This window comes from Trichocoleus sp. FACHB-6 (assembly GCF_014695815.1).
Classification (GTDB): domain Bacteria; phylum Cyanobacteriota; class Cyanobacteriia; order Cyanobacteriales; family FACHB-T130; genus Funiculus; species Funiculus sociatus.
The window spans coordinates 1-18,738 of sequence record NZ_JACJOY010000021.1; the positions used below are offsets into that span (position 1 = coordinate 1).

Annotated in this window: 23 protein-coding genes and 1 pseudogene; 10 read left to right on the plus strand and 14 right to left on the minus strand. The window is 45.6% G+C overall.

What is annotated here, in order from left to right; all coding sequences use genetic code 11:
• Together H6F66_RS29190 and H6F66_RS03580 are read left to right on the plus strand one after the other, a co-directional pair.
• Nucleotides 1-128, plus strand: a pseudogene (locus H6F66_RS29190) (IS1 family transposase); the annotation flags it as partial.
• 244 nt (nucleotides 129-372) lie between these two features.
• A complete protein-coding gene (locus tag H6F66_RS03580; protein ID WP_206755769.1) occupies nucleotides 373-975 on the plus strand; it encodes a GIY-YIG nuclease family protein in 603 nt (200 codons plus the stop codon).
• Between the two features lie 67 nt (nucleotides 976-1,042).
• Here the strand turns inward: H6F66_RS03580 and H6F66_RS03585 are convergent, their stop codons facing one another.
• From H6F66_RS03585 to H6F66_RS03595, 3 genes are all read right to left on the minus strand, one after another.
• Nucleotides 1,043-1,429 (minus strand): alr0857 family protein, encoded by a 387-nt coding sequence (locus H6F66_RS03585; RefSeq protein ID WP_190418287.1) that lies wholly within the window; start codon nucleotides 1,427-1,429, stop codon nucleotides 1,043-1,045.
• Nucleotides 1,430-1,444: 15 nt separating this feature from the next.
• Nucleotides 1,445-1,963, minus strand: coding sequence for an HNH endonuclease (locus H6F66_RS03590; RefSeq protein ID WP_190418289.1), 519 nt, complete (start codon nucleotides 1,961-1,963; stop codon nucleotides 1,445-1,447).
• Nucleotides 1,964-2,044: 81 nt separating this feature from the next.
• Nucleotides 2,045-2,260 carry a hypothetical protein gene (locus H6F66_RS03595; protein WP_190418291.1) on the minus strand — a complete coding sequence of 72 codons (216 nt, stop codon included), beginning with the start codon at nucleotides 2,258-2,260 and terminating at the stop codon, nucleotides 2,045-2,047.
• A 113-nt stretch (nucleotides 2,261-2,373) separates the two neighbouring features.
• On the opposite strand from H6F66_RS03595, the gene H6F66_RS03600 reads away from it, so the two are divergent.
• Nucleotides 2,374-2,712, plus strand: a complete 339-nt coding sequence (locus H6F66_RS03600) for a hypothetical protein (protein WP_190418293.1) — start codon at nucleotides 2,374-2,376, stop codon at nucleotides 2,710-2,712.
• Between the two features lie 155 nt (nucleotides 2,713-2,867).
• Here H6F66_RS03600 and apcB read toward each other — a convergent pair whose 3' ends face one another.
• A complete protein-coding gene (gene apcB / locus H6F66_RS03605) occupies nucleotides 2,868-3,377 on the minus strand; it encodes an allophycocyanin subunit beta (RefSeq protein ID WP_190418295.1) in 510 nt (169 codons plus the stop codon).
• A gap of 160 nt (nucleotides 3,378-3,537) precedes the next feature.
• Complete coding sequence (locus H6F66_RS27520) at nucleotides 3,538-3,861, minus strand: hypothetical protein (protein ID WP_199313293.1); 324 nt, start codon at nucleotides 3,859-3,861, stop codon at nucleotides 3,538-3,540.
• A 330-nt stretch (nucleotides 3,862-4,191) separates the two neighbouring features.
• On the opposite strand from H6F66_RS27520, the gene glnA reads away from it, so the two are divergent.
• The 5 genes from glnA (at nucleotide 4,192) to H6F66_RS03635 (ending at nucleotide 8,715) form a co-directional block, all read left to right on the plus strand.
• A complete protein-coding gene (gene glnA, locus H6F66_RS03615; RefSeq protein WP_190418297.1) occupies nucleotides 4,192-5,613 on the plus strand; it encodes a type I glutamate--ammonia ligase in 1,422 nt (473 codons plus the stop codon).
• 252 nt (nucleotides 5,614-5,865) lie between these two features.
• Entirely contained in the window at nucleotides 5,866-6,927 is a 1,062-nt protein-coding gene (locus H6F66_RS03620) for a methyltransferase domain-containing protein (protein WP_190418476.1), read from the plus strand.
• A 224-nt stretch (nucleotides 6,928-7,151) separates the two neighbouring features.
• Nucleotides 7,152-7,652, plus strand: a complete 501-nt coding sequence (locus H6F66_RS03625) for a YbjN domain-containing protein (protein WP_190418299.1) — start codon at nucleotides 7,152-7,154, stop codon at nucleotides 7,650-7,652.
• 102 nt (nucleotides 7,653-7,754) lie between these two features.
• Entirely contained in the window at nucleotides 7,755-8,510 is a 756-nt protein-coding gene (locus H6F66_RS03630; protein WP_190418301.1) for a biotin/lipoate A/B protein ligase family protein, read from the plus strand.
• Between the two features lie 4 nt (nucleotides 8,511-8,514).
• Entirely contained in the window at nucleotides 8,515-8,715 is a 201-nt protein-coding gene (locus tag H6F66_RS03635) for a hypothetical protein (RefSeq protein WP_190418303.1), read from the plus strand.
• Between the two features lie 253 nt (nucleotides 8,716-8,968).
• Here H6F66_RS03635 and H6F66_RS03640 read toward each other — a convergent pair whose 3' ends face one another.
• From H6F66_RS03640 to psaK (H6F66_RS03650), 3 genes are all read right to left on the minus strand, one after another.
• Nucleotides 8,969-10,174: a site-2 protease family protein gene (locus tag H6F66_RS03640; protein ID WP_190418305.1), complete on the minus strand. Its 1,206-nt coding sequence runs from the start codon at nucleotides 10,172-10,174 to the stop codon at nucleotides 8,969-8,971.
• Nucleotides 10,175-10,332: 158 nt separating this feature from the next.
• Complete coding sequence (gene psaK / locus H6F66_RS03645; protein ID WP_190418307.1) at nucleotides 10,333-10,614, minus strand: photosystem I reaction center subunit PsaK; 282 nt, start codon at nucleotides 10,612-10,614, stop codon at nucleotides 10,333-10,335.
• Nucleotides 10,615-10,780: 166 nt separating this feature from the next.
• Nucleotides 10,781-11,050 carry a photosystem I reaction center subunit PsaK gene (psaK, locus tag H6F66_RS03650; protein WP_190418309.1) on the minus strand — a complete coding sequence of 90 codons (270 nt, stop codon included), beginning with the start codon at nucleotides 11,048-11,050 and terminating at the stop codon, nucleotides 10,781-10,783.
• 132 nt (nucleotides 11,051-11,182) lie between these two features.
• On the opposite strand from psaK (H6F66_RS03650), the gene H6F66_RS03655 reads away from it, so the two are divergent.
• Nucleotides 11,183-11,818, plus strand: a complete 636-nt coding sequence (locus H6F66_RS03655; RefSeq protein ID WP_190418311.1) for a phosphoribosylanthranilate isomerase — start codon at nucleotides 11,183-11,185, stop codon at nucleotides 11,816-11,818.
• A 376-nt stretch (nucleotides 11,819-12,194) separates the two neighbouring features.
• Here the strand turns inward: H6F66_RS03655 and psaK (H6F66_RS03660) are convergent, their stop codons facing one another.
• Nucleotides 12,195-12,464 (minus strand): photosystem I reaction center subunit PsaK, encoded by a 270-nt coding sequence (psaK, locus tag H6F66_RS03660; protein WP_190418478.1) that lies wholly within the window; start codon nucleotides 12,462-12,464, stop codon nucleotides 12,195-12,197.
• A 401-nt stretch (nucleotides 12,465-12,865) separates the two neighbouring features.
• Here psaK (H6F66_RS03660) and H6F66_RS03665 point away from each other — a divergent pair, with 401 nt between their 5' ends.
• Complete coding sequence (locus H6F66_RS03665) at nucleotides 12,866-13,360, plus strand: orange carotenoid protein N-terminal domain-containing protein (RefSeq protein WP_190418313.1); 495 nt, start codon at nucleotides 12,866-12,868, stop codon at nucleotides 13,358-13,360.
• Nucleotides 13,361-13,487: 127 nt separating this feature from the next.
• Here the strand turns inward: H6F66_RS03665 and folE are convergent, their stop codons facing one another.
• The 5 genes from folE to H6F66_RS03690 all read right to left on the minus strand — a co-directional run bounded on the left by folE (nucleotide 13,488) and on the right by H6F66_RS03690 (nucleotide 18,612).
• Entirely contained in the window at nucleotides 13,488-14,183 is a 696-nt protein-coding gene (folE, locus tag H6F66_RS03670) for a GTP cyclohydrolase I FolE (RefSeq protein WP_190418315.1), read from the minus strand.
• Between the two features lie 126 nt (nucleotides 14,184-14,309).
• The gene (locus tag H6F66_RS03675) at nucleotides 14,310-15,035 is read right to left on the minus strand and encodes an SDR family oxidoreductase (protein ID WP_190418317.1); all 726 of its coding nucleotides are present in this window, start codon (nucleotides 15,033-15,035) and stop codon (nucleotides 14,310-14,312) included.
• Between the two features lie 276 nt (nucleotides 15,036-15,311).
• Nucleotides 15,312-16,292: an acetyl-CoA carboxylase carboxyl transferase subunit alpha gene (gene accA, locus H6F66_RS03680; RefSeq protein WP_190418319.1), complete on the minus strand. Its 981-nt coding sequence runs from the start codon at nucleotides 16,290-16,292 to the stop codon at nucleotides 15,312-15,314.
• A gap of 406 nt (nucleotides 16,293-16,698) precedes the next feature.
• Complete coding sequence (locus H6F66_RS03685) at nucleotides 16,699-17,724, minus strand: long-chain acyl-[acyl-carrier-protein] reductase (protein WP_190418321.1); 1,026 nt, start codon at nucleotides 17,722-17,724, stop codon at nucleotides 16,699-16,701.
• A gap of 195 nt (nucleotides 17,725-17,919) precedes the next feature.
• The gene (locus H6F66_RS03690) at nucleotides 17,920-18,612 is read right to left on the minus strand and encodes an aldehyde oxygenase (deformylating) (RefSeq protein WP_190418323.1); all 693 of its coding nucleotides are present in this window, start codon (nucleotides 18,610-18,612) and stop codon (nucleotides 17,920-17,922) included.
• Nucleotides 18,613-18,738: the final 126 nt, after the last annotated feature.

Consider the following 18,738-nt stretch of genomic DNA (forward strand, 5'->3'; position numbering starts at 1 on the left):
GACAAAGAATATCGCGTTTAGTAAGAAAAACTCTTTCGTTCTCTAAAAAACTCTCCAATCATATAGGAGCTATCTGGTATTTTATTCATGAGTATAACGCCAGTTTATCTATAGAGCAAAAAGCTTGATTATCATTACTATGCAGGACTACCCAAAACCTGTATAGGCAGGTTTCAAAAGTCCGCGTACCATCCGGACTTCGTTTGTGTAACCGCGATTACGAACATCGCTAGGGTTGCTTGCTCTTTTTATATATTCTCAGATAAGCTAAGGGCATTAATTAGATCCTTGTTTGTAGCTAATTTTTCAAAAATGATAAATATTAATCCGCAAACAATTGACCTAATGAATCTACCATCAGTTCCGTTGGAGATGAAATTTCAATTACCACGAACTTCTAGTATCTATTTCGCTATTGATTCATCGAACAAAGTCCAATATATAGGAAAAGCAAATAATCTACGTCAAAGGTGGAGTAGCCACAACAAGTTTTGGGAAATCAAGATATTAAATAGAGTTAGATTAGCATGGTTAGAGATAAGTGAGAAATCACAATTATCCTTAGCTGAAAAAGAATTAATTAAATATTTTAATCCACCACTAAACCGCATAAAAATTGACCCTAGAAGAACAGCCAAAGTTATAGAACTTAGGAGAAAAGGAAAAAGTCACCGTTTAATTGCAGAAGAACTAGGTATAGATGAAAAACAGGTGCGGCGAATCCTAAAAGGAATTAATGATTCGTTTCCAAATAAAGTTTTAGGAACAAATGGAAAGCTTTATAGTTGCAAATATAAACCAAATATTCAAAAACAGGGAGTTGGTGGAGGCATAACGAACATAGAAGAATTAGAGCAGCACTTAGCTTTGAAAGATGAAGAAATTCAGCGAATATCCCATGAATTGCTGCTCCTAAGCGAAGAAAATACTTCTCTTAAAGCCGAGCTAGAAAATATTTTACGTCCTCCATCTTAGATTCAGCTATTACCTCCAGAATGTCTAAAAAAGGGTGGGTTTTTTGACCCACCCAAAAGTGATTTGATTACCTCAAGGAGGAGGTACAGGATTGAGCATCTTGCCACAGCTTGAAGAGGAAGAATTCAGCGCGATCGCTTAATGCAGCTACAAACACACCTTCGCCATTCTCCCCATCTCCCTCGATCCAAGTTCCATTCAGACAGACTTCGATGTAATCGGCATCGCAAGCACACACGCCGATGATTTCAGAACCTTCCCGCTGTACCAGAGTTGCTAATTGTTCTACTTCTGGCAAAGTAGCGGGGAGCAAAAACGAAGCAGTGCTGGGTTCGATGGAGATACTTGTGCCAACTCGCAGCGCCAAAACAACCCGTAGTGTTACCCACTCCTCTAAGGATTGAGCCAGACATTCCAAGTAAAATCCATTTTCGGTGTATGTTAATTTCAACATTGCCTGGTATCTCCTTTACTCAGAGTGAGTGTGCTGTTCGCGCCAAAACTGTTCGGCAAAGGCAACAGCAGGGTGCATCGGTGCTTTTGGCTGGGTGCGAAGTGGCATTCCCGCTTGTAGGGGAGTGCGATCGCCTTTACGTTGGTTACACTTTTCGCAGGCTATAACTACGTTATCCCAAGTGTGTTTTCCGCCTTTTGATAAGGGAATGACGTGATCTATCGTCAACTGTTTCGTGTTACCGCAGTATTGACAGGTGTGATGATCTCGCCGCAGCAATTCTCTACGATTTACCGGGGGAACCCGCCAGACTCTCTCTGCGCCAGTCACCGTTAAGCGGATTTGTTCTGGCACATCGATAACTATGCTGGGCGATCGCACTTGCCAACCGGCTGCATCGCTAAAATTTAGCGGTTCGGCTTTACCGCTGATCATCAATGCGATCGCTCGTTTAATATTCACCCGGCTCATCGGTAAGTAATTCTGGGAAAATACCACTACCGACCTATTTAACACCTCAGTTGCGCTTGTCACGACTTGGCTCCTCATACAATTAACCCCCGCCTCTTTTTCTTAGAAGCGGGGGCTGGAAAACTGCTCTTGGGTCTTCTCGTCCTATATTGGTACAGTCACTTTTTGCCTGTACCTCCCGCTTTGTTTATTTATCTGTGGTTCTGCAAACCGCAGACTACCACCATTTTTGCCATCCAAATTTTTTTCATCAATCCCGCAGGAATCTCCCTGTAAGCCATAATCGCCCATAAATCGAAACTCCACGACAATAGCCGCCGATTCCCAACTTGTTTGGGCGTTCGGATGGCAGGTTGACATGGAGCGGGTAGGTATGTGTCTCACAGGAAAGCTTTTTGAAGGTTTTAATTTGAATGTGACTTTCAATATACTACACTTGTATTACTATGTCCACATCTTTAGGAGAAAAAATCATGCGTACCTTACCACGCACCTCGACAACAGAAATGGAAGTCACCAGCATACGCCTAGAAAGGGAACTCAAGGAAGAACTCAAAGAACTCGCAGGACATCAAGGATATCAAGCGTTGATTCGAGATATCCTCTGGAACTACGTGCAGCAAAAATCCGATGAGTATAAACCCAAATTTTCCCGGTCTGATATTCGAGCCAGCGTTCCCGCCACAGCGCAGCAGGAAGAACGCTGTGTACTGACAGGCAAGTTTATCCGACAGCATGAGCCAATGCTGTTAGGATACACAACACATGGGGATTTGGTGCCGTTAAGTGTCGAGAGTTTAGGATCGAGATAGGCTTTTATTTGGTTCAAAAAGCTACATAAAAAAGCGATCGCGCCTTTCCCCAATACAAAGGAAAAAGTGCGATCGCTCCAAAAAGCAAGTGGAAGGTTAGAAGGTTACAGGTTATAACCTCCAATCCTCCATCTTCTAAGCTTCAATCTTCTAGCTTAAACATCCTGTTCGCTCAAATCGCGAGTCATATGGTCAAACGGCTGATCTACAAATCCAGTATTTTCCACCCCAGCCGCTGCTACCTGCTGCTTCACAATATCCTTCATTATCTGGATACCGCGCACAGTCGGGCCAATAGGCACACCCAAGGAATTGTAGGTTTCCCGCAGACCTTGTAGCACTCGCTCATCCAGCACATTCGTATCACCCGCGACCAACGCATAGCTGGCATAGCGCAGATAATAGTCCATATCCCGCAGACAAGCCGCATAACGGCGAGTCGTATAAGCATTTCCACCCGGTCGAATCAACTCCGGCAATTCTTCAAATAGCTGGGAACCAGCTTGCTTGACAATCGATGCTGAATTGGCATTGATTGCCGCAGCCGCTTGGACTCGTGCCGTACCTGTCTGAAAATAAGACTTCAGCGAATCGACGGCATTACGATCCAGGTAACGACCCGAAACATCGTAATTCTTAATCAGGTTTGTGATTGCGTCCCGCATGATATTACTCTCCCAACAACAAGCTCTATAGATGATTTTCTATCACTCAGGGTGCTGTTGCCTACCCACTACCAACGTTGTAGTTTACAACACTCAACACTTCCCTGAGCATATTCTCATCTATTAAGCATCCCACAGTGTTGATGCGTGCGGTGCTTTCTTAGTGGGCAACTTTTGGAAGAGAGCAACTGCGATATGCCAGCGACCTTGTGCTGCTGTTTGGAGACTGGGAAGCTTGCGATCGCACTTTCCGACTCCCCACTGCTTTCAACCAGCTGACATTCATACCTGCTGCTGGCACCAATGTCAACTCTTCTGGATAGCGTGGTTGAGGATCATTAACCAACCAGATTGGCGGCACCATCATCGGGTCATATTCAGCAATAATATCTACAACCCCAGGACGCTGCTTTAGCTCTACCCGCGTTCCTGATTGATACTGTAGTGCTTCTTGCTGGTCAAAATCCTTATTTAATTTAAACACCACGCTTCCCCCGCCTAAAAAGTAGCTTTTGATACTGATTAATTATAATTATGATGCACATAAGAGATATTTGTAAATTTTGCTACAATTTTTAACTTTTTTCAGATTAGTGGCAAATCAGCACTCGTAATTTTGTATACTACGATACAAATTATCCGGAAACCTATCTTTAGGATGTTTCAGTACAAGCATTGCCTTCTGTCGGAAAATTGCTTGCCCTCGATCCAAGTTTTCCCCTTGACTTGGCGATCCACCACCCCTGATGATCGTTAGACCGTTTTTTTTGGCTTTCCAGATTTGAGCCAGCATAGAAATTAAGGAGTCCGCCAAATGTTCCAGAACCCGCAAGAGTTCCTAAATTACGTTAAAGAAAAAAACATCCAGATCATTGACCTAAAGTTCATCGATATGCCGGGTATCTGGCAGCATTTGTCGGTGTATCAAAACCAAATCGATGAAAGCAGCTTCACCGAAGGCGTACCTTTCGATGGCTCAAGTATTCGAGGTTGGAAAGCCATCAACGAATCAGACATGGCGATGGTGCTTGATCCAACAACTGCCTGGATCGACCCGTTCATGGCAGAGCCAACTTTGAGCGTAGTCTGTAGCATTGTCGAACCCCGGACAGGCGAACCATACAGCCGCGACCCCCGGACGATTGCCCAGAAAGCAGTAGATTACTTAATTTCTACCGGAATTGGCGATACCGTCTTCATCGGCCCAGAAGCTGAATTTTTCATTTTTGATGATGTTCGCTTTGACCAAAACCAGCATGAAGGCTATTACCACGTAGATTCCATCGAAGGGCGTTGGAATTCTGGTAAAAAAGAAGAAGGTGGCAACCTCGGTTACAAGCCTCGCTACAAAGAAGGTTACTTCCCCGTTGCCCCGACCGATACCTCCCAAGATATGCGGACGGAAATGCTGCTGACGATGGCAAAGTGCGGCGTGCCAATTGAAAAGCATCACCATGAGGTTGCTTCGGGCGGTCAGTGCGAACTCGGTTTCCGCTTTGAAACTTTGATCAAGGCAGCTGACTCTTTGATGACGTATAAGTATGTGATCAAGAACGTTGCCAGGAAATATGGCAAAACCGTCACCTTCATGCCGAAGCCAGTATTTAACGATAACGGTTCCGGGATGCACACCCACCAGTCTATCTGGAAAGATGGGCAACCGCTGTTTGCAGGCGATAAGTACGCTGGTTTGAGTCAAATGGCGCTGCATTACATTGGTGGCTTGCTCAAGCACGCACCCGCACTGTTGGCGTTGACTAACCCCACAACCAATTCTTACAAGCGCCTAGTCCCCGGCTTTGAAGCACCCGTAAACTTAGCTTACTCGCAAGGCAACCGTTCCGCCTCCATCCGGATTCCTCTATCTGGCACCAATCCCAAGGCGAAGCGCTTAGAGTTCCGTTGTCCGGATGCCACCAGCAATCCCTATTTGGCTTTTGCTGCGATGCTCTGTGCTGGTCTAGATGGTATCAAGAACCAAATTGACCCCGGCCCTTCCCTGGATGTTGATATCTACGACCTCAGCCCCGAAGAGTTGAGCAAAATTCCTTCCACCCCAGGTTCTCTGGATGCAGCACTCGAAGCACTAGAACACGATCACGCTTTCTTAACTGAACCGGGTGTGTTCACAGAAGACTTCATCAATACCTGGATTTCTTACAAGCTGGATAACGAAGTTAACCCAATGCGGTTGCGTCCTCATCCTTACGAGTTCGCCCTCTACTACGATTGCTAATTTTCTCGTTCTCGTTTCCAGTCTCCGACCGGGAACGAGAAAACCAAATCTAAAGCGCCACTCTGACGGGTGGCGCTTTTTTTTGCTGTCTCACCAAGGACAGATCGAAACTGAAAAAACTGAGCTACGATAAAAAATGTATCTTTACAAAACTAAATAAACCTTCTCATCGTTTTATACTCATCCCAAGTTAGAAAGCGCAAATCTTCAATCGCTATGCAGTCCACCTCCAAAATTGACCAATTAATTCCCATTCCTGACAATCTCGCCAAGCTGACCTATCAAACTTTTCAGCAGGGAAAAAGTTACTTTGGTCTAGCTCATAAAGCCTTAACTACACAGCTGCTGAACCTAATCTCTCCTCGTGTTGAGATAAAAAGTAAACCTGTTCCGCCAGAAGTTATACCCAAACTTCAACAACGGATGAATCAGATTATCGAAGCAGACTGGCAGGATGCCGAACGGGGCGTATATCCCCAGAGTGTGCTGTTTGATAATCCTTGGTCAGATTTTTTCCGCTACTATCCCGTGCTTTGCCTGGATACGCTGCAAATTTGGCAGCGCGCAAATCAGAAGCGTTATCAAGAGTTTTCGCCAGACATTGCGATGGATGGTTATCCTAGCTACTATCTGCAAAACTTCCATCATCAAACTGATGGCTACTTGAGCGATTGGTCAGCAAATCTGTATGATTTGCAGGTGGAAATTTTGTTTGGTGGCACAGCAGATCCGATGCGGCGGCGCATTCTCGCTCCGTTGAAGCAAGCACTAAAAGCTTTTGATTCAACTCCACCACAACAAATTCGCATCCTTGATGTGGCTTGCGGAACGGGTCGCACTTTGAAGTTAATTCGCGATGCTCTGCCGAAGGCATCCCTCTTTGGTGTAGATTTGTCGCCTGCTTACTTGCGTAAGGCAAATCAACTGTTGACGGAAAATCAAGGGGAATTGCCGCAACTGTTACAGGCGAATGGGGAAGAGTTACCTTATGTGGATAACTATTTCCATGCGACAACGTCTGTTTTCTTGTTCCACGAGTTGCCAGCGGCGGCGCGTCAGCGGGTGATTGAGGAATCCTTCCGGGTGACGCAACCGGGAGGAGTGTTTATTATTTGCGACTCGATTCAGATGAGCGATTCTCCAGAATTGAAGCCACTGATGGAAAATTTTCACGAAATGTTCCACGAGCCGTATTACAAGCACTACATCACTGATGATTTGGTGGAAAGGTTAGATAAGGCTGGGTTCACGGACATTACCACTGAGGTTCACTTTATGAGCAAGTATTTGATCGCGAGAAAGCCACTGGTATAACGATAGTCTCGCACTATGGTTGTCTCCTGGGGACGCGATCGCTTCCTTCTCTAGCGTTCCCAGGCTCATCCTGGGAACGAGTTATGGGGAGGGGAGGTATGAGGCTCGCCCATTCAAATTTCAGAAACTTAAAAAAAACTAATCTATTGGGGTGTCCTCAAAGCGTCCCTCTAGACGATAGAGTTGGTCTAAGCAAACCGCAAAACTCATAAGCAGAAGGTTTTATGACCACCAAACAGCCTGCTACCGAAATTTCCACTCAAGGACTTTCAACAGAGGATCTGATTACCAACGAGCAGATCGAGGATGCAACGGCAGTGAATTATGTAGATGTGATTCAAACTGTCATCTCCAGCTTGGATCAGGACGACACCGCGATGGTGAGTCAAGGCGAGGAAAATAAATACCTCTGGAAGTTTAAGTACGGTACTGCCGAAGTGTTTGTGCAACTCACTGGCATCACCGATGATGATACGTTTACAGTTTGGTCTAATGTACTGAAGCTACCTGCCAAAAACGAAGCGCAGTTAATGCGGAAACTACTGGAAATGAACTGGTCTGAAACGTTTGAATCGCATTTCGGTATTGTAGACAACCAAGTTGTTGTGCTTTCGTCTCGCACTGTGGCAGAGCTTTCTCCGGGAGAAATTTCCCGCGCTATTACCATTGTGGCGACTATTGCAGATAACAACGACGAACCTTTACAGGCTGAATATGGTAGTTAGTCATTAGTCAGTGGTCATTAGTCAAAAGCTAGTAGCTAATTGGTAATCTCAAAAACAAGATGGCAATTAGCTACTACGAATACTTCAATGGACAACTGACTAATGACTAATGACAACTATTGGCGTTTGATTCCCTTGCTGCAAGCGTCAGGTTGCGTCCAGATGGCTATCGACCGATGGTTATTGGAGCAACACCAGCTGGGACGGCATCCGCCAGCTTTGCGCTTTTATACTTGGTCTCCAGCGGCAATCTCGCTGGGGTATCACCAACTTCGATGGCCTGCATCTTGGCAGCAGCTAAATGCAGGTGGTGTGTTGGATTTGGTGCGTCGTCCGACTGGCGGACGCGCTGTGTTGCACCAAGGCGATCTCACCTATATGGTTGTTACTTCAGGGTTGGCTGGGAGTCGCCTGAAGGCGTATGAGGCAATTTGTGAGTTTTTGATTCAAGGATGGCGATCGCTTGGCTTAGACTTACACTACGGTACAGCTGGGCGTGGCTACATTCACAATCCGAATTGTTTTGGCACCGCCACTGGTGCTGATTTAGTTACTGTTGATGGTTATAAGTTGATTGGTAGCGCTCAACTGCGGCGAGGCAATGCTATTTTACAACACGGTTCGATGCGTTTGTCTCCGGATGCTGAGTTGTTTAAGCAGGTGTTTGGCGAAGTTATGACACCGATAAAGTTACCCTTTTCTCAGCAGGGAAATACGCTGATTCAAACTGTTGTGGATGCCCTAACTGTAGCAGCGGGTAATTGTTTCGGTGTTGAGATGGTGATGCAGCCTTTATCTGATGCAGAGTGGCAAGAAATTTTAGCGCACTCCAGTACAGATGTTATAGAAAAAAAGTAAAGTTATGAATCTCCTACGCCGCACAATTGTAATTGTGGGAACAGCTACTGTGTTGGCTGGACTACCTTTAATTATCTATGAACCACTACAAACACCTATTAATCACATGAGTGCTGAATACTTCTATAAACAGGGAATGGAAAAGGCTGGCATAGGGGATTATGAAGGAGTAATTGAGGATTTACAAAAAGCGGCGATACATTAATTATTGGCAAAAATTTGTATAATTCGTTAATGATTATACAGCAGCAAAAAATCATCTAAAGCTAATGTTTAGAGTTAGTATGTTAGCTTCTTATTATTCAACTTTTCTGAGATATTAACAAAAAAAGATTGGCTACATGGACAAAACTAGTAAGGTAGTTATTGCTTCGTGTTAGTGACGTTTGAGCGGAAGCTGAGTTATATCGACAAGTCAGGAAAGATAGTTATTCAGCCGTAACTTGAAGTTAATGGTGTTAGTCTTGGAGGGTTGCTGCTTTAGCGATCGCATTCAATTGTAAACTCGCCGGATAGCTAGCTTCTGCTTTGACGCGCTTGATGTCTGCATCGGAAATTGCCAGATTTAGTTTGGCGGCTACCGCACGCACAATATCACCTCTGTCAATAACGCCAGCAACCGCGCCTGCGGGTGAAAGTACGGTAATTCGATTTAACTGTTTGGCTTCCATAAAGTTAATCACTTCCGCTATGGGTGTCTTTTCTTCAACTGTGGCAATTTCTGTCAGCGGATGTACGATACTCTGTAGGGTTTCGGTTTCCCAACGGCTGCGTTCAATGAAGTGCAAATCGTCAACTGAAACTAAACCGCGATAGCGACCTTCGGAAGCTGCAAAGTAAACGGGGAAGTGGGAAGCTTCTAAAATGTATCCGTCAGCAAACTGACGCAAGGTCATGTTAGCATCCACAACTCGGAATTCCTGTTGCATAGCATCTGCTGCTATTATCTGTAGCAAGGTTTCCTGTAAGGTAGACATCCGCTCGTAGGACGTAGCGTTGCGGATGCCAAACCAGCCGAGTAAGCCAATCCAGAAGCCATTGAACCACTGATCATTGAAAGCAATAATTGCCATCCCCAATGCGATCGCGCCCCATCCTAAAACTAAACCAAATTTAGCTGCCCAACGCACGCCTTGAAAGCGGTTTCCGGTGGCTTTCCATACCGCAGCTTTCACAACTTGTCCGCCATCTAAAGGCAGTCCGGGAATTAAGTTAAATAATGCTAAGATAAGGTTTATTTTTGCCAGGTTTAATGTCATAACCTGCACTATACCCGTTACTGGGAGAGTGTGAGCCACGAGGTAAAATAACGACCAGAGAACAAAACTAACAGCAGGCCCTGCGATCGCAACTTGAAATGCTTCGCCTGGGGTTTTTGATTCCTGCTCGATAGAAGCAATTCCACCAAATAGAAATAAAGTAATTGAGTTAACTTGAATGCCTTGCTTTCGCGCTACCAAACTGTGGCCCAGTTCGTGTAGCAAGACGGAACCAAACAGCAATAAAGCCATTAATAATCCAGCGCCTCCGCCTAGAACTGGGCCTAAAACTGTTGAGAAATCTAGGGCATTGGCAAGAGTTATCAAAGCTAAAATAAAAAACCACGAATAATCTATAAACAGCGGAATTCCGAATATCGAGCCAATACGCCAACTTGCTTGCATCGAAATTTTCCTCTTTGATTCCTGCTATTACAAATAACAAACGATTCATCCCGTTGCTTCTAGCTGTGGGATGAATCGATTCAGAGCGCCATAATCACCAAGGTGAGCAATACCCACCTTAGTAACTTGTTCGTTTCGCTCGCAGTTAAATCAGAGTGCTAAAGGACACCAATGTTGGTCAGCCCTAAAATCGCACCAGTCCCCAGCACATGACCAAAGCTCATCCCTGCAAGAAATTGAGCAACGCTAAAGTTTTTACCAAAACCAGGAAGCTGCAAAGGCAATTTGGGGCCGACTCCCTTCTTTTGGACTGCATTGGCGGCGACGAACAAGCCAAGAAGATTGAAAATACCCATGATAATGAACCCGGCCATAGTGCCGCTTGGAGTTGGGGGAACAGTAGGCTGCACTGCGGCAAGTAAACTACTTAAGTCAACCATTTTTGTTTTCTCCTGAATTGTTAATAGGGGATAGGGGCTGAAAAGGAAAAAGTGAAGAATTATTTTTGCCTTTTGCCTGTTTTGCCTCAAGATCCGGGGAAGGCTGTAGCGCGATCGCGCTCATCCTCGCACCAGAATTTTGGACGCTTTTGCCTGTTGCCTTATTTTATAGCGCTCCGGCGTTAGTCAGTCCCAGAATGACACCTGCGCCAATTATGTGACCAAAGCTCATGGTTGCCAGCAATTCAGGAATACTGAAATTCCGGAACAGAGCAGGTTTTTCAAAGGGCAAGTCAGGCCCCACACCGGGTTTCTGGATGGCAAAGCGACCGATGACAATAGCAAGTAAGTTGCATAAAATCATCACCAGCCCTATTGTGGGAGTCCATGATGGTGTCGCGGGAACGGTAGACTGGAGGGCAGCTAGTATTGTCATCAAATTACTGTCTCCTGCTTTTATTAAAATCTAGTAACAAAAAAGATTATAAAAATCTCTTTGCACTAAGTCAGAATTTGTTTTAAGAGTTAACAGTTATATTAATTTTTAATACAAATCAGAACAATTTCAATGCGAATTAAAATTTGTGGGATTACGAAACCGGAGCAAGGGCAAGCGATCGCGCATCTGGGAGCAACCGCTCTGGGATTTATCTGCGTACAGGCGTCCCCGCGCTACGTCAGTGCCGTGCAAATCCGAGCAGTCGGGAAAGAACTGCCCCCCGAAGTTGACCGGATTGGTGTCTTTGCCAACGCTACACAAGAGGAAATCTGCGAAACTGTCGCCGTTGCAGCCTTGACAGGTGTACAGTTACATGGAATAGAAACAACGGAATTTTGCCACAAGCTGCGTCAATCTCTGCCTAACGTGGAAATCATCAAAGCGTTGAGAATAAAAACGACAGAAGATTTAACTCAGGCAGATGCCTATGGAGAGTGTGCAGACACTCTACTGCTGGATGCCTATCATCCCCAAATGCTGGGAGGAACCGGAAAAACACTGGACTGGGCTACCTTAGAACAATTCCAGCCTAGCTGTCCCTGGTTTCTTGCAGGTGGCTTAACACCCGATAACGTGTTGGATGCCTTAACGCAGGTGTATCCGTCCGGTATTGATTTATCTAGCGGCGTGGAGCGATCGCCTGGGGACAAAGATTTAGACAGAGTAGCCCAGCTATTTGAGAAGCTAGAAGGGAAGCGGCAGTAGTAATCTTACGATCTCTTCGTGTCTTTTATCTGCCCCATTGTCACCCTAAGACTGGGCAAAGTAGCCCGGATTAATAAAGCTGAAGCAAAGGTGAGATTAGAAGCATAATTGCACCCACAGCCACAAAAGCCAAAGTTGTCTAAAAAAAGATGCTCATAAACATTTCCTCGTCTTGATGTTTAGTAGTAGGGTGGGTATTGCCTACTCTACAAAATCTTAAAACCTCTTAGGTTATTGGCTTGACAATCTCAATTCAAACTTTTGCTTGATTTAGAGGCATTTTGCTTTCTTCCAGAGACTAATATTATTAGTCCTATAAAGAAAGTAAATTGCCTCTTTAAAATCGATAAACCACAACCTGATTAGCTGAGGGTAGTTACTTTAAAACTTGCATATTGGATAGCACAATAACTGCGGTAACTCCAATCATATGACCGAAGCTCATCGCAGCCAGAAAGCCTCCCACACTAATGTTGTTGAAAAGAGACGGGAAAGGCAAAGGCATCTTAGCACCAACTTGAGGATAGCGAATAGTGCGACTAGCAATTAATAAAACCAAGAGACAAGAACCAATTATGATTGGCGTTCCTTGCCAGTGCCATAATGCAGTATCGGGAGTGGTCGATTGTATTGCTGCCAATAACATTGAGTTAAACAAGAGTTTTCTCCTACTTTGACAAATTATTAGAAAGAATTCACCCACTGAAAGTAAGCATTCTTCCCATAATTTAGTTACAATAATGGGCTTTTTGCTTACCTTTTGTGTCACCCAAACTATGAGGCTACAGGATTTTTAAAACCTTTTTGCCAAAAGTGGGTGTGGCTACAAATCATAGTCTTAGCTTTACCTAATATTGCGCCTCCTACTGCCGAAGGATTTATTCGGATCAATATCTGGAAAAAGCCTCTGCCTTTGTATAGGCGTTGACCTTTTATTAAAGGTTTACATTTGTTTACAGAAATAACCTCGAATTACTCAGGGCGCAGTAAAGATATTTGCTTAGCCCCTGAGACTAAGAAGCTGTCGTCAATTTTTTAGAAGTCTCTATGACATTTACAAACACCGATACACTCGACCAAGCTGTAAAAGCCTTTAAGCGCTTACCTGTAGATGACCAGCTGGCTGCACTCGCCTCCATTTACACCGCAGCAAGCGGATCGCTTTCATCTTCCGCTTCCGGTATAGCTTCATCAAAAGATGCTGGAGAGATGCTAAAGCACGTTAAGGAAATGCGGCCGGATGAACAGGTGCAATTGTTGCGCGATGTTTTCTCCGACCAAAAGACTCAAGCAGAAGAGGAAGTGCTTGACCCACATCCTAGCAAGGCACTGCTGGAGCTGATTCCTGGGGTAGGTACTCCCCCCCTAAGTCAGTATCGCTCTCTGGATACTAACTCCCGTTTAGGCTTTTTGTATCAGCTTGCACAACAGGTTAGCTTGCCGACTGACTATCAGCTCTCGTCGGAAGGTACAGAATTGTTGAACTCTCTGAAATCTCTTGACTTTGACCAACAGGTGAAGTTTTTGAGCCAGGTAGTATAGCCCTTTAAGGCTTGGGTTCTATAAATCTGTAGGGACATGGCAATGCCATGTCCCTACAGTAAATAATTTTTTTTGATTCCCCAATCCCCCTAAATAAGGGGGTTGGGATTACCGCCTAAGAACCTTGCTAAAAGAAGGCTGGTTGATGGCGAATCAAGTTCAGAAACTCTTCGCGAGTTTTTTGATCCTCCTGAAATACGCCCACCATTGCACTGGTGACAGTCCAAGAACCGGGCTTCTGGACACCTCGCATCACCATGCACATATGAGTAGCTTCCATGACAACAGCGACTCCCTGCGGCTCCAAAACTAATTGAACTGCTTCTGCAATCTGCCGCGTTAGCCGTTCTTGCACCTGTAAACGCCGCGCATACATCTCGACAATCCGAGCCAGCTTACTAAGTCCTACCACTTTTTGGTTGGGGACGTAGGCGACGTGCGCTCTGCCCATAAATGGCAGCATATGGTGTTCGCAAAGGCTAAAGAAGTTGATATCCCGCACGAGAACCATTTCGTTGTGACCTTCATCAAAGATGGCTCCATTGACAAGTTCTTCCAAGGATTCATTGTAGCCACCAGTTAGGAATCGCATTGCCTCTGCTACCCGCTTCGGCGTTTTCAGGAGTCCCTCACGTTCTGGGTCTTCGCCTACTCCCAATAGGAGCGTCCGCACAGCGTCCATCATTTCGTCATTGATTTCTTCCGAGGGCGGCTGCAAATTCGGTTCTTTGCCATTGAGTGTGTTCCGGTCAGGTCGAGGCGCAGCAATTTTAGAGCCTAAATCGGCGGATAAGTTAGAGCCGCTGGAAGAAGCAATAGTCATGATAAGTCTGTGTTATGGTTTGGAGTTGTTTTGAGAGTTATAAATTTTGAGGATTGAGTTAAGAATTATTTGAGAGTATTGAATTATAAATTTCACTCTTCACATTCCTAACTCAAAACTCAAAACTCATAAAGCGCCAGCACTGGGCATTAAGGTTAGTTCTTCAATTACTGCCTGTTCTGGTAGCAGTGTCATGTGAAGAATCGACTGGGCAACTATTTCTGGTGTTAACATGGCTGAACGGTTTAGGTCAGCTTGAACCGTTTCTGTGTCCCAAATCGGGGTATTAACAGCACCAGGATTTATGGTAACAATGCGAATGCCTTTGGCACGTTCCTCAGCTGCGAGGGTTTTAGACAAAGCAACTAAGCCAGCTTTGCTGACGCTATAGGCACCCCAACCGGGAAAGGGTTGCTGGGCAGCAATTGATGTCACATTAATAATTGTCCCAGACCCGCGATCGCGCATCTGAGGTAAAATTCCTTGGATGCACTGAAATACGCTGGTAAGATTCAGGTCAATTACTTGCTGCCAGTCAGTTAGGGGTGTTTCCATAACTGTGTTGGTGTAGCCCATTCCGGCGTTGTTGACCAAAATATCAATGGCACCAAATGAGTTAGCGATCGCGCTAATCTTTTCTTTCACCTGACCAACTTCCGCCAGATCCAAGGGATAAGCTTTAGCTTCCACCCCAGCTTCCCTAGCAGCTTCGGCTACCGCCTCTAACTTTGACTCTTGACGGCTCACTAAAGCCAGATTAATCCCCGCTTTAGCAAACGCCAGAGCCGTCGCTTTGCCAATTCCACTACTTGCCCCGGTAATCAAGGCAGACTTACGAACAGGAGAAGTCATCAAATCTTCCCATTTTCTCGACGAAGAATAGCCATCAATTCTCAGCTTAGCTTTCCCCTTGAGGAATGCTACCAATAATGCCCACGGGAGCGCTTATTGCGTACATTTTCGCCTTTCGAGCCGTTGTCTATCATCTGTAAGCGACAGCTACAATTGCTAAGATTGCATCTGTCGCTAATTTTTAAGAAAGCTAACGGTCGCTGCCAGCAAAACTGTAATATTTCGTTACTCGCTAATTATAGCACTCGCCACAATGCCTGATACTGTCAACCTCCTCTAGGCAGAGATTTCAGTAAAAACCCCAATGCGACGAAACTTTTGATAGCGCAACTCGCGGCGTTGTTGTCCTGTCAAATTGGTGAGTTCTTCCAAATTTTGCAGAAGGGCATCTTTGAGGATACTGGCTGCTTTAAGAGGATCGGCGTGAGCGCCGCCAATCGGCTCTGGCAAAATAGTATCGAGAATGCCGAGATTTTTCAAATCCCAAGCGGTGATTTTGAGTGCGGCTGCGGCTTGGGGAGCTTTGCTGGAATCTCTCCAGAGGATAGCGGCGCACGCTTCGGGTGTTGCTACGGTATAAACTGCGTGTTCAAACATTAACAGGCGATCGCCTACGCCAATTCCCAAAGCGCCACCGGAACCGCCTTCGCCAATAACGGTGCAGACGATGGGGACATCTAGGCGGAACATCTCGCGCAAATTATAAGCGATCGCTTCTCCCTGTCCCAATTCCTCAGCTTCCACACCCGCCCAAGCACCGGGAGTATCGATAAATGTTAAAATCGGCATCCCAAAACGGTTAGCGTGTTCCATCAACCGCATTGCCTTGCGGTAGCCGCCCGGAGAAGCCTGTCCAAAGTTACGGGCGATATTGTCCTTTGTGTCTCTGCCTTTTTGATGACCGAGCATCAACACCGGACGACCGCCCAGACGAGCCACGCCGCCGACTAAAGCCGGGTCATCACAACCACCGCGATCGCCATGTAGTTCCATCCATTCATCGCTGATCGCCTGGATGTAGTCTAATGTACTAGGTCGCCGAGGATGACGAGCCAGTTGCAGCCGCTGAGACGGCGACAAACTGCTAAAAATCTCCTCACGAAGTTGCACCGCTCGCACCTCCAGCTGCCGAATCTGCTCCGAGACATCGACATCCTGATCTTCGGCAAGTTCGCGAATCTGGTGAATTCGTGCCTCCAGCTCAGAGAGAGGCTTTTCAAAATCTAAAAGTAACGGCTTGCGCTCAGGATTTGCCACCTTAACGAGTTCGATAACATTAAGTACATTATCTCAACATCCTACCTCGTAAGAGTATGCAAAAAATCTACCCTAACCTCGATCACCCGATTCTTGTTCGCAGAAATCTGCGCGAACTGCCAGAAAATTTGGATGGGATTTTACCGCAGGTAGTGACTGATGGCAAATAAGTGATTTTGCACCACTAAGGCAATGGTATAGCCGTTTTAGCGCCAATTGAAGATTTAGCGCTTTTGGTTTTAGTGAAAGTTGAACAGCGCCGGGAAATCTATGGCAATTTTACGTGAAAAAACTAGAGCGATCGCTCTAGTTCCTGTTGTACAAAATTGCGGTACATCGCATTTACAGTGGAATCGGCTGGATTATAAACTGCACTCCCAGTCTCTGACTGGGAACGAGAGTAAAGTTAATAGCTCAACAGCGGTCGGAATCCGTGCTTCACAGAAGCCTCGCCGATTAGCTCCATTTTTTCCACAGTAATCTGATTCCGTCCCCAAGAAAAGTTGGTATACCGCTTTTCAAATTCCAGCAGCATCGATTCAGCAAAACAGGCAAACAACTGACGACCTGGCACATCCATCAAGTTGACGATTTTCATAATTCGCCAGTCAATATCCAGGGAATGCTCCACAATTCCACCATTGACGACGTAAACGCCCGGATGCTGAATATTAGTTGCCATGTTTTTAGGATAGCCACCATCAATCAGCAAACATGGTTTCTTTAAAACCGTGGGGTCAATTTCGACACCTTTAGGCATACTGGCAACCCAAACCACAATGTCAGCTTGGGGTAGAGCTTCTTCCAAGTCCATAATTTTGCCCCTGCCCAATTCCGCCTGCAAAGCTTGCAATCGCTCTTGCTTCCGGGCAATCAGCAACAACTCCGCCACATCCGTCCGCGCATCTAGCCAGCGACATACAGCACTGCCAATATCGCCAGTAGCTCCACAAACTGCAACAGTCGCCTTATTCAGTTCGATTCCCAGCTTTTTCGATACCTGTTCCACTTGGCGGCAAATAATGTATGCCGTATGGGTGTTGCCTGTCGTAAAGCGCTCGAACTCTAGCTTGATGTTGCGAACCTGCTTGCTTTCGTGCAGGTTAAATTCTTCAAAAATAATTGAGGAAAAGCCGCCCAAAGCGCTAATGTTGATACCATGCTTTTGAGCATGAGCCATAGCATTGAGAACTTTCCGCACCGCCGTCTTCCCTCTGCCAGTGGCAAGCATTTCTGGCACAAAGCAAGATTCCACATACCGACCTTCGATTTTTTGCCCAGTAATGCTGGTGACGGTGATGTGATCGACGATTTGAGGCGGAGCGCTACACCAGAAATCCAGCCCTTGATCGGCGTATTCTGGATAGCCTAGCTCTCTAGCGACAGATTGGGCGTGTTGCAAATTGGTAAGGTGACCGATTAGACCAAACATGGACTGTTTTATTTAAACCTGCGTTTCAGGCAAAAAAGTGTGGATGGGACAGAGAACCAAAGATAAACCTTAAAAAGGTTACGCAAAATTGCCGATCAGAATACTCATTGACTGATCGGCACGACTGAGGACGAATTTAGGTGAAAAGATGATGGTTTTGGTTTTGACTTGAGTATCCTCACCGACCTTTTTCTATTATGCCCCGGTTAAACCGTAAGCTGAGAGGCGCATAATGTCGCGGGTGGTAAAGCCAATATTGCTTAGGGCTTCACCGTATTGAATCATGAAGTCTTCAACCAGCGATTCTTTTTCCATTCCCAGGACGCTAGCATCATCCTCAACAGAGTTGAGCATTTTCCAAACCAGAGGTAGGTTTTGACGATTCGCTTGTTCGAGTTCGGCTTTGGATTCCTCAAAATGGTTTTTCAGCCAAACTTCGCCGTAGTTGAGATGAGAGTATTCGTCTTTGACAACACCCTCAGTTATTTTACGGGCAAAGTCATCAGCCACAGGAATGTAGATGTTGTATGCCGCGATCGCAAAGCACTCAATAATCAATGATTGAATCAGCAAGCAGGTTACAATCTGACCTTGAGCTGCTGCATCTTGGAAATTTTTGTGCAATCCGGAAAAGAACTCGCGGGCAAAGTCCATGTCTGGTGTCACCGAAAGATTCCTGCCGCAAGCTTCAAATCCTTTCTTGTGACGATTCTCCATTTTGGATAGGCGGATTAACTCCTCCTTCTCCTCTGGGATCATTTCGCCCAGTTGGATGTAATTTTCATGTGCCTCTTGTTCGCCTTCAATCACTATGGCGTTGATGCGGCTGTAAGCGTCCTTGTAGGTTTCGCTCTGGAAGTCAATTGCGGCGTTGGCTGCAATCTGCATTTCTTGCTTGTCTCCTGTGTGCGTAACTAAGCTGTCCGAGATATGTAAACCCTGGAAATTCAGGGTGCGGGACAAAATGGTTAAATATAACTTAACAAATGTCTATGTTAGACGTTACTACTCTTT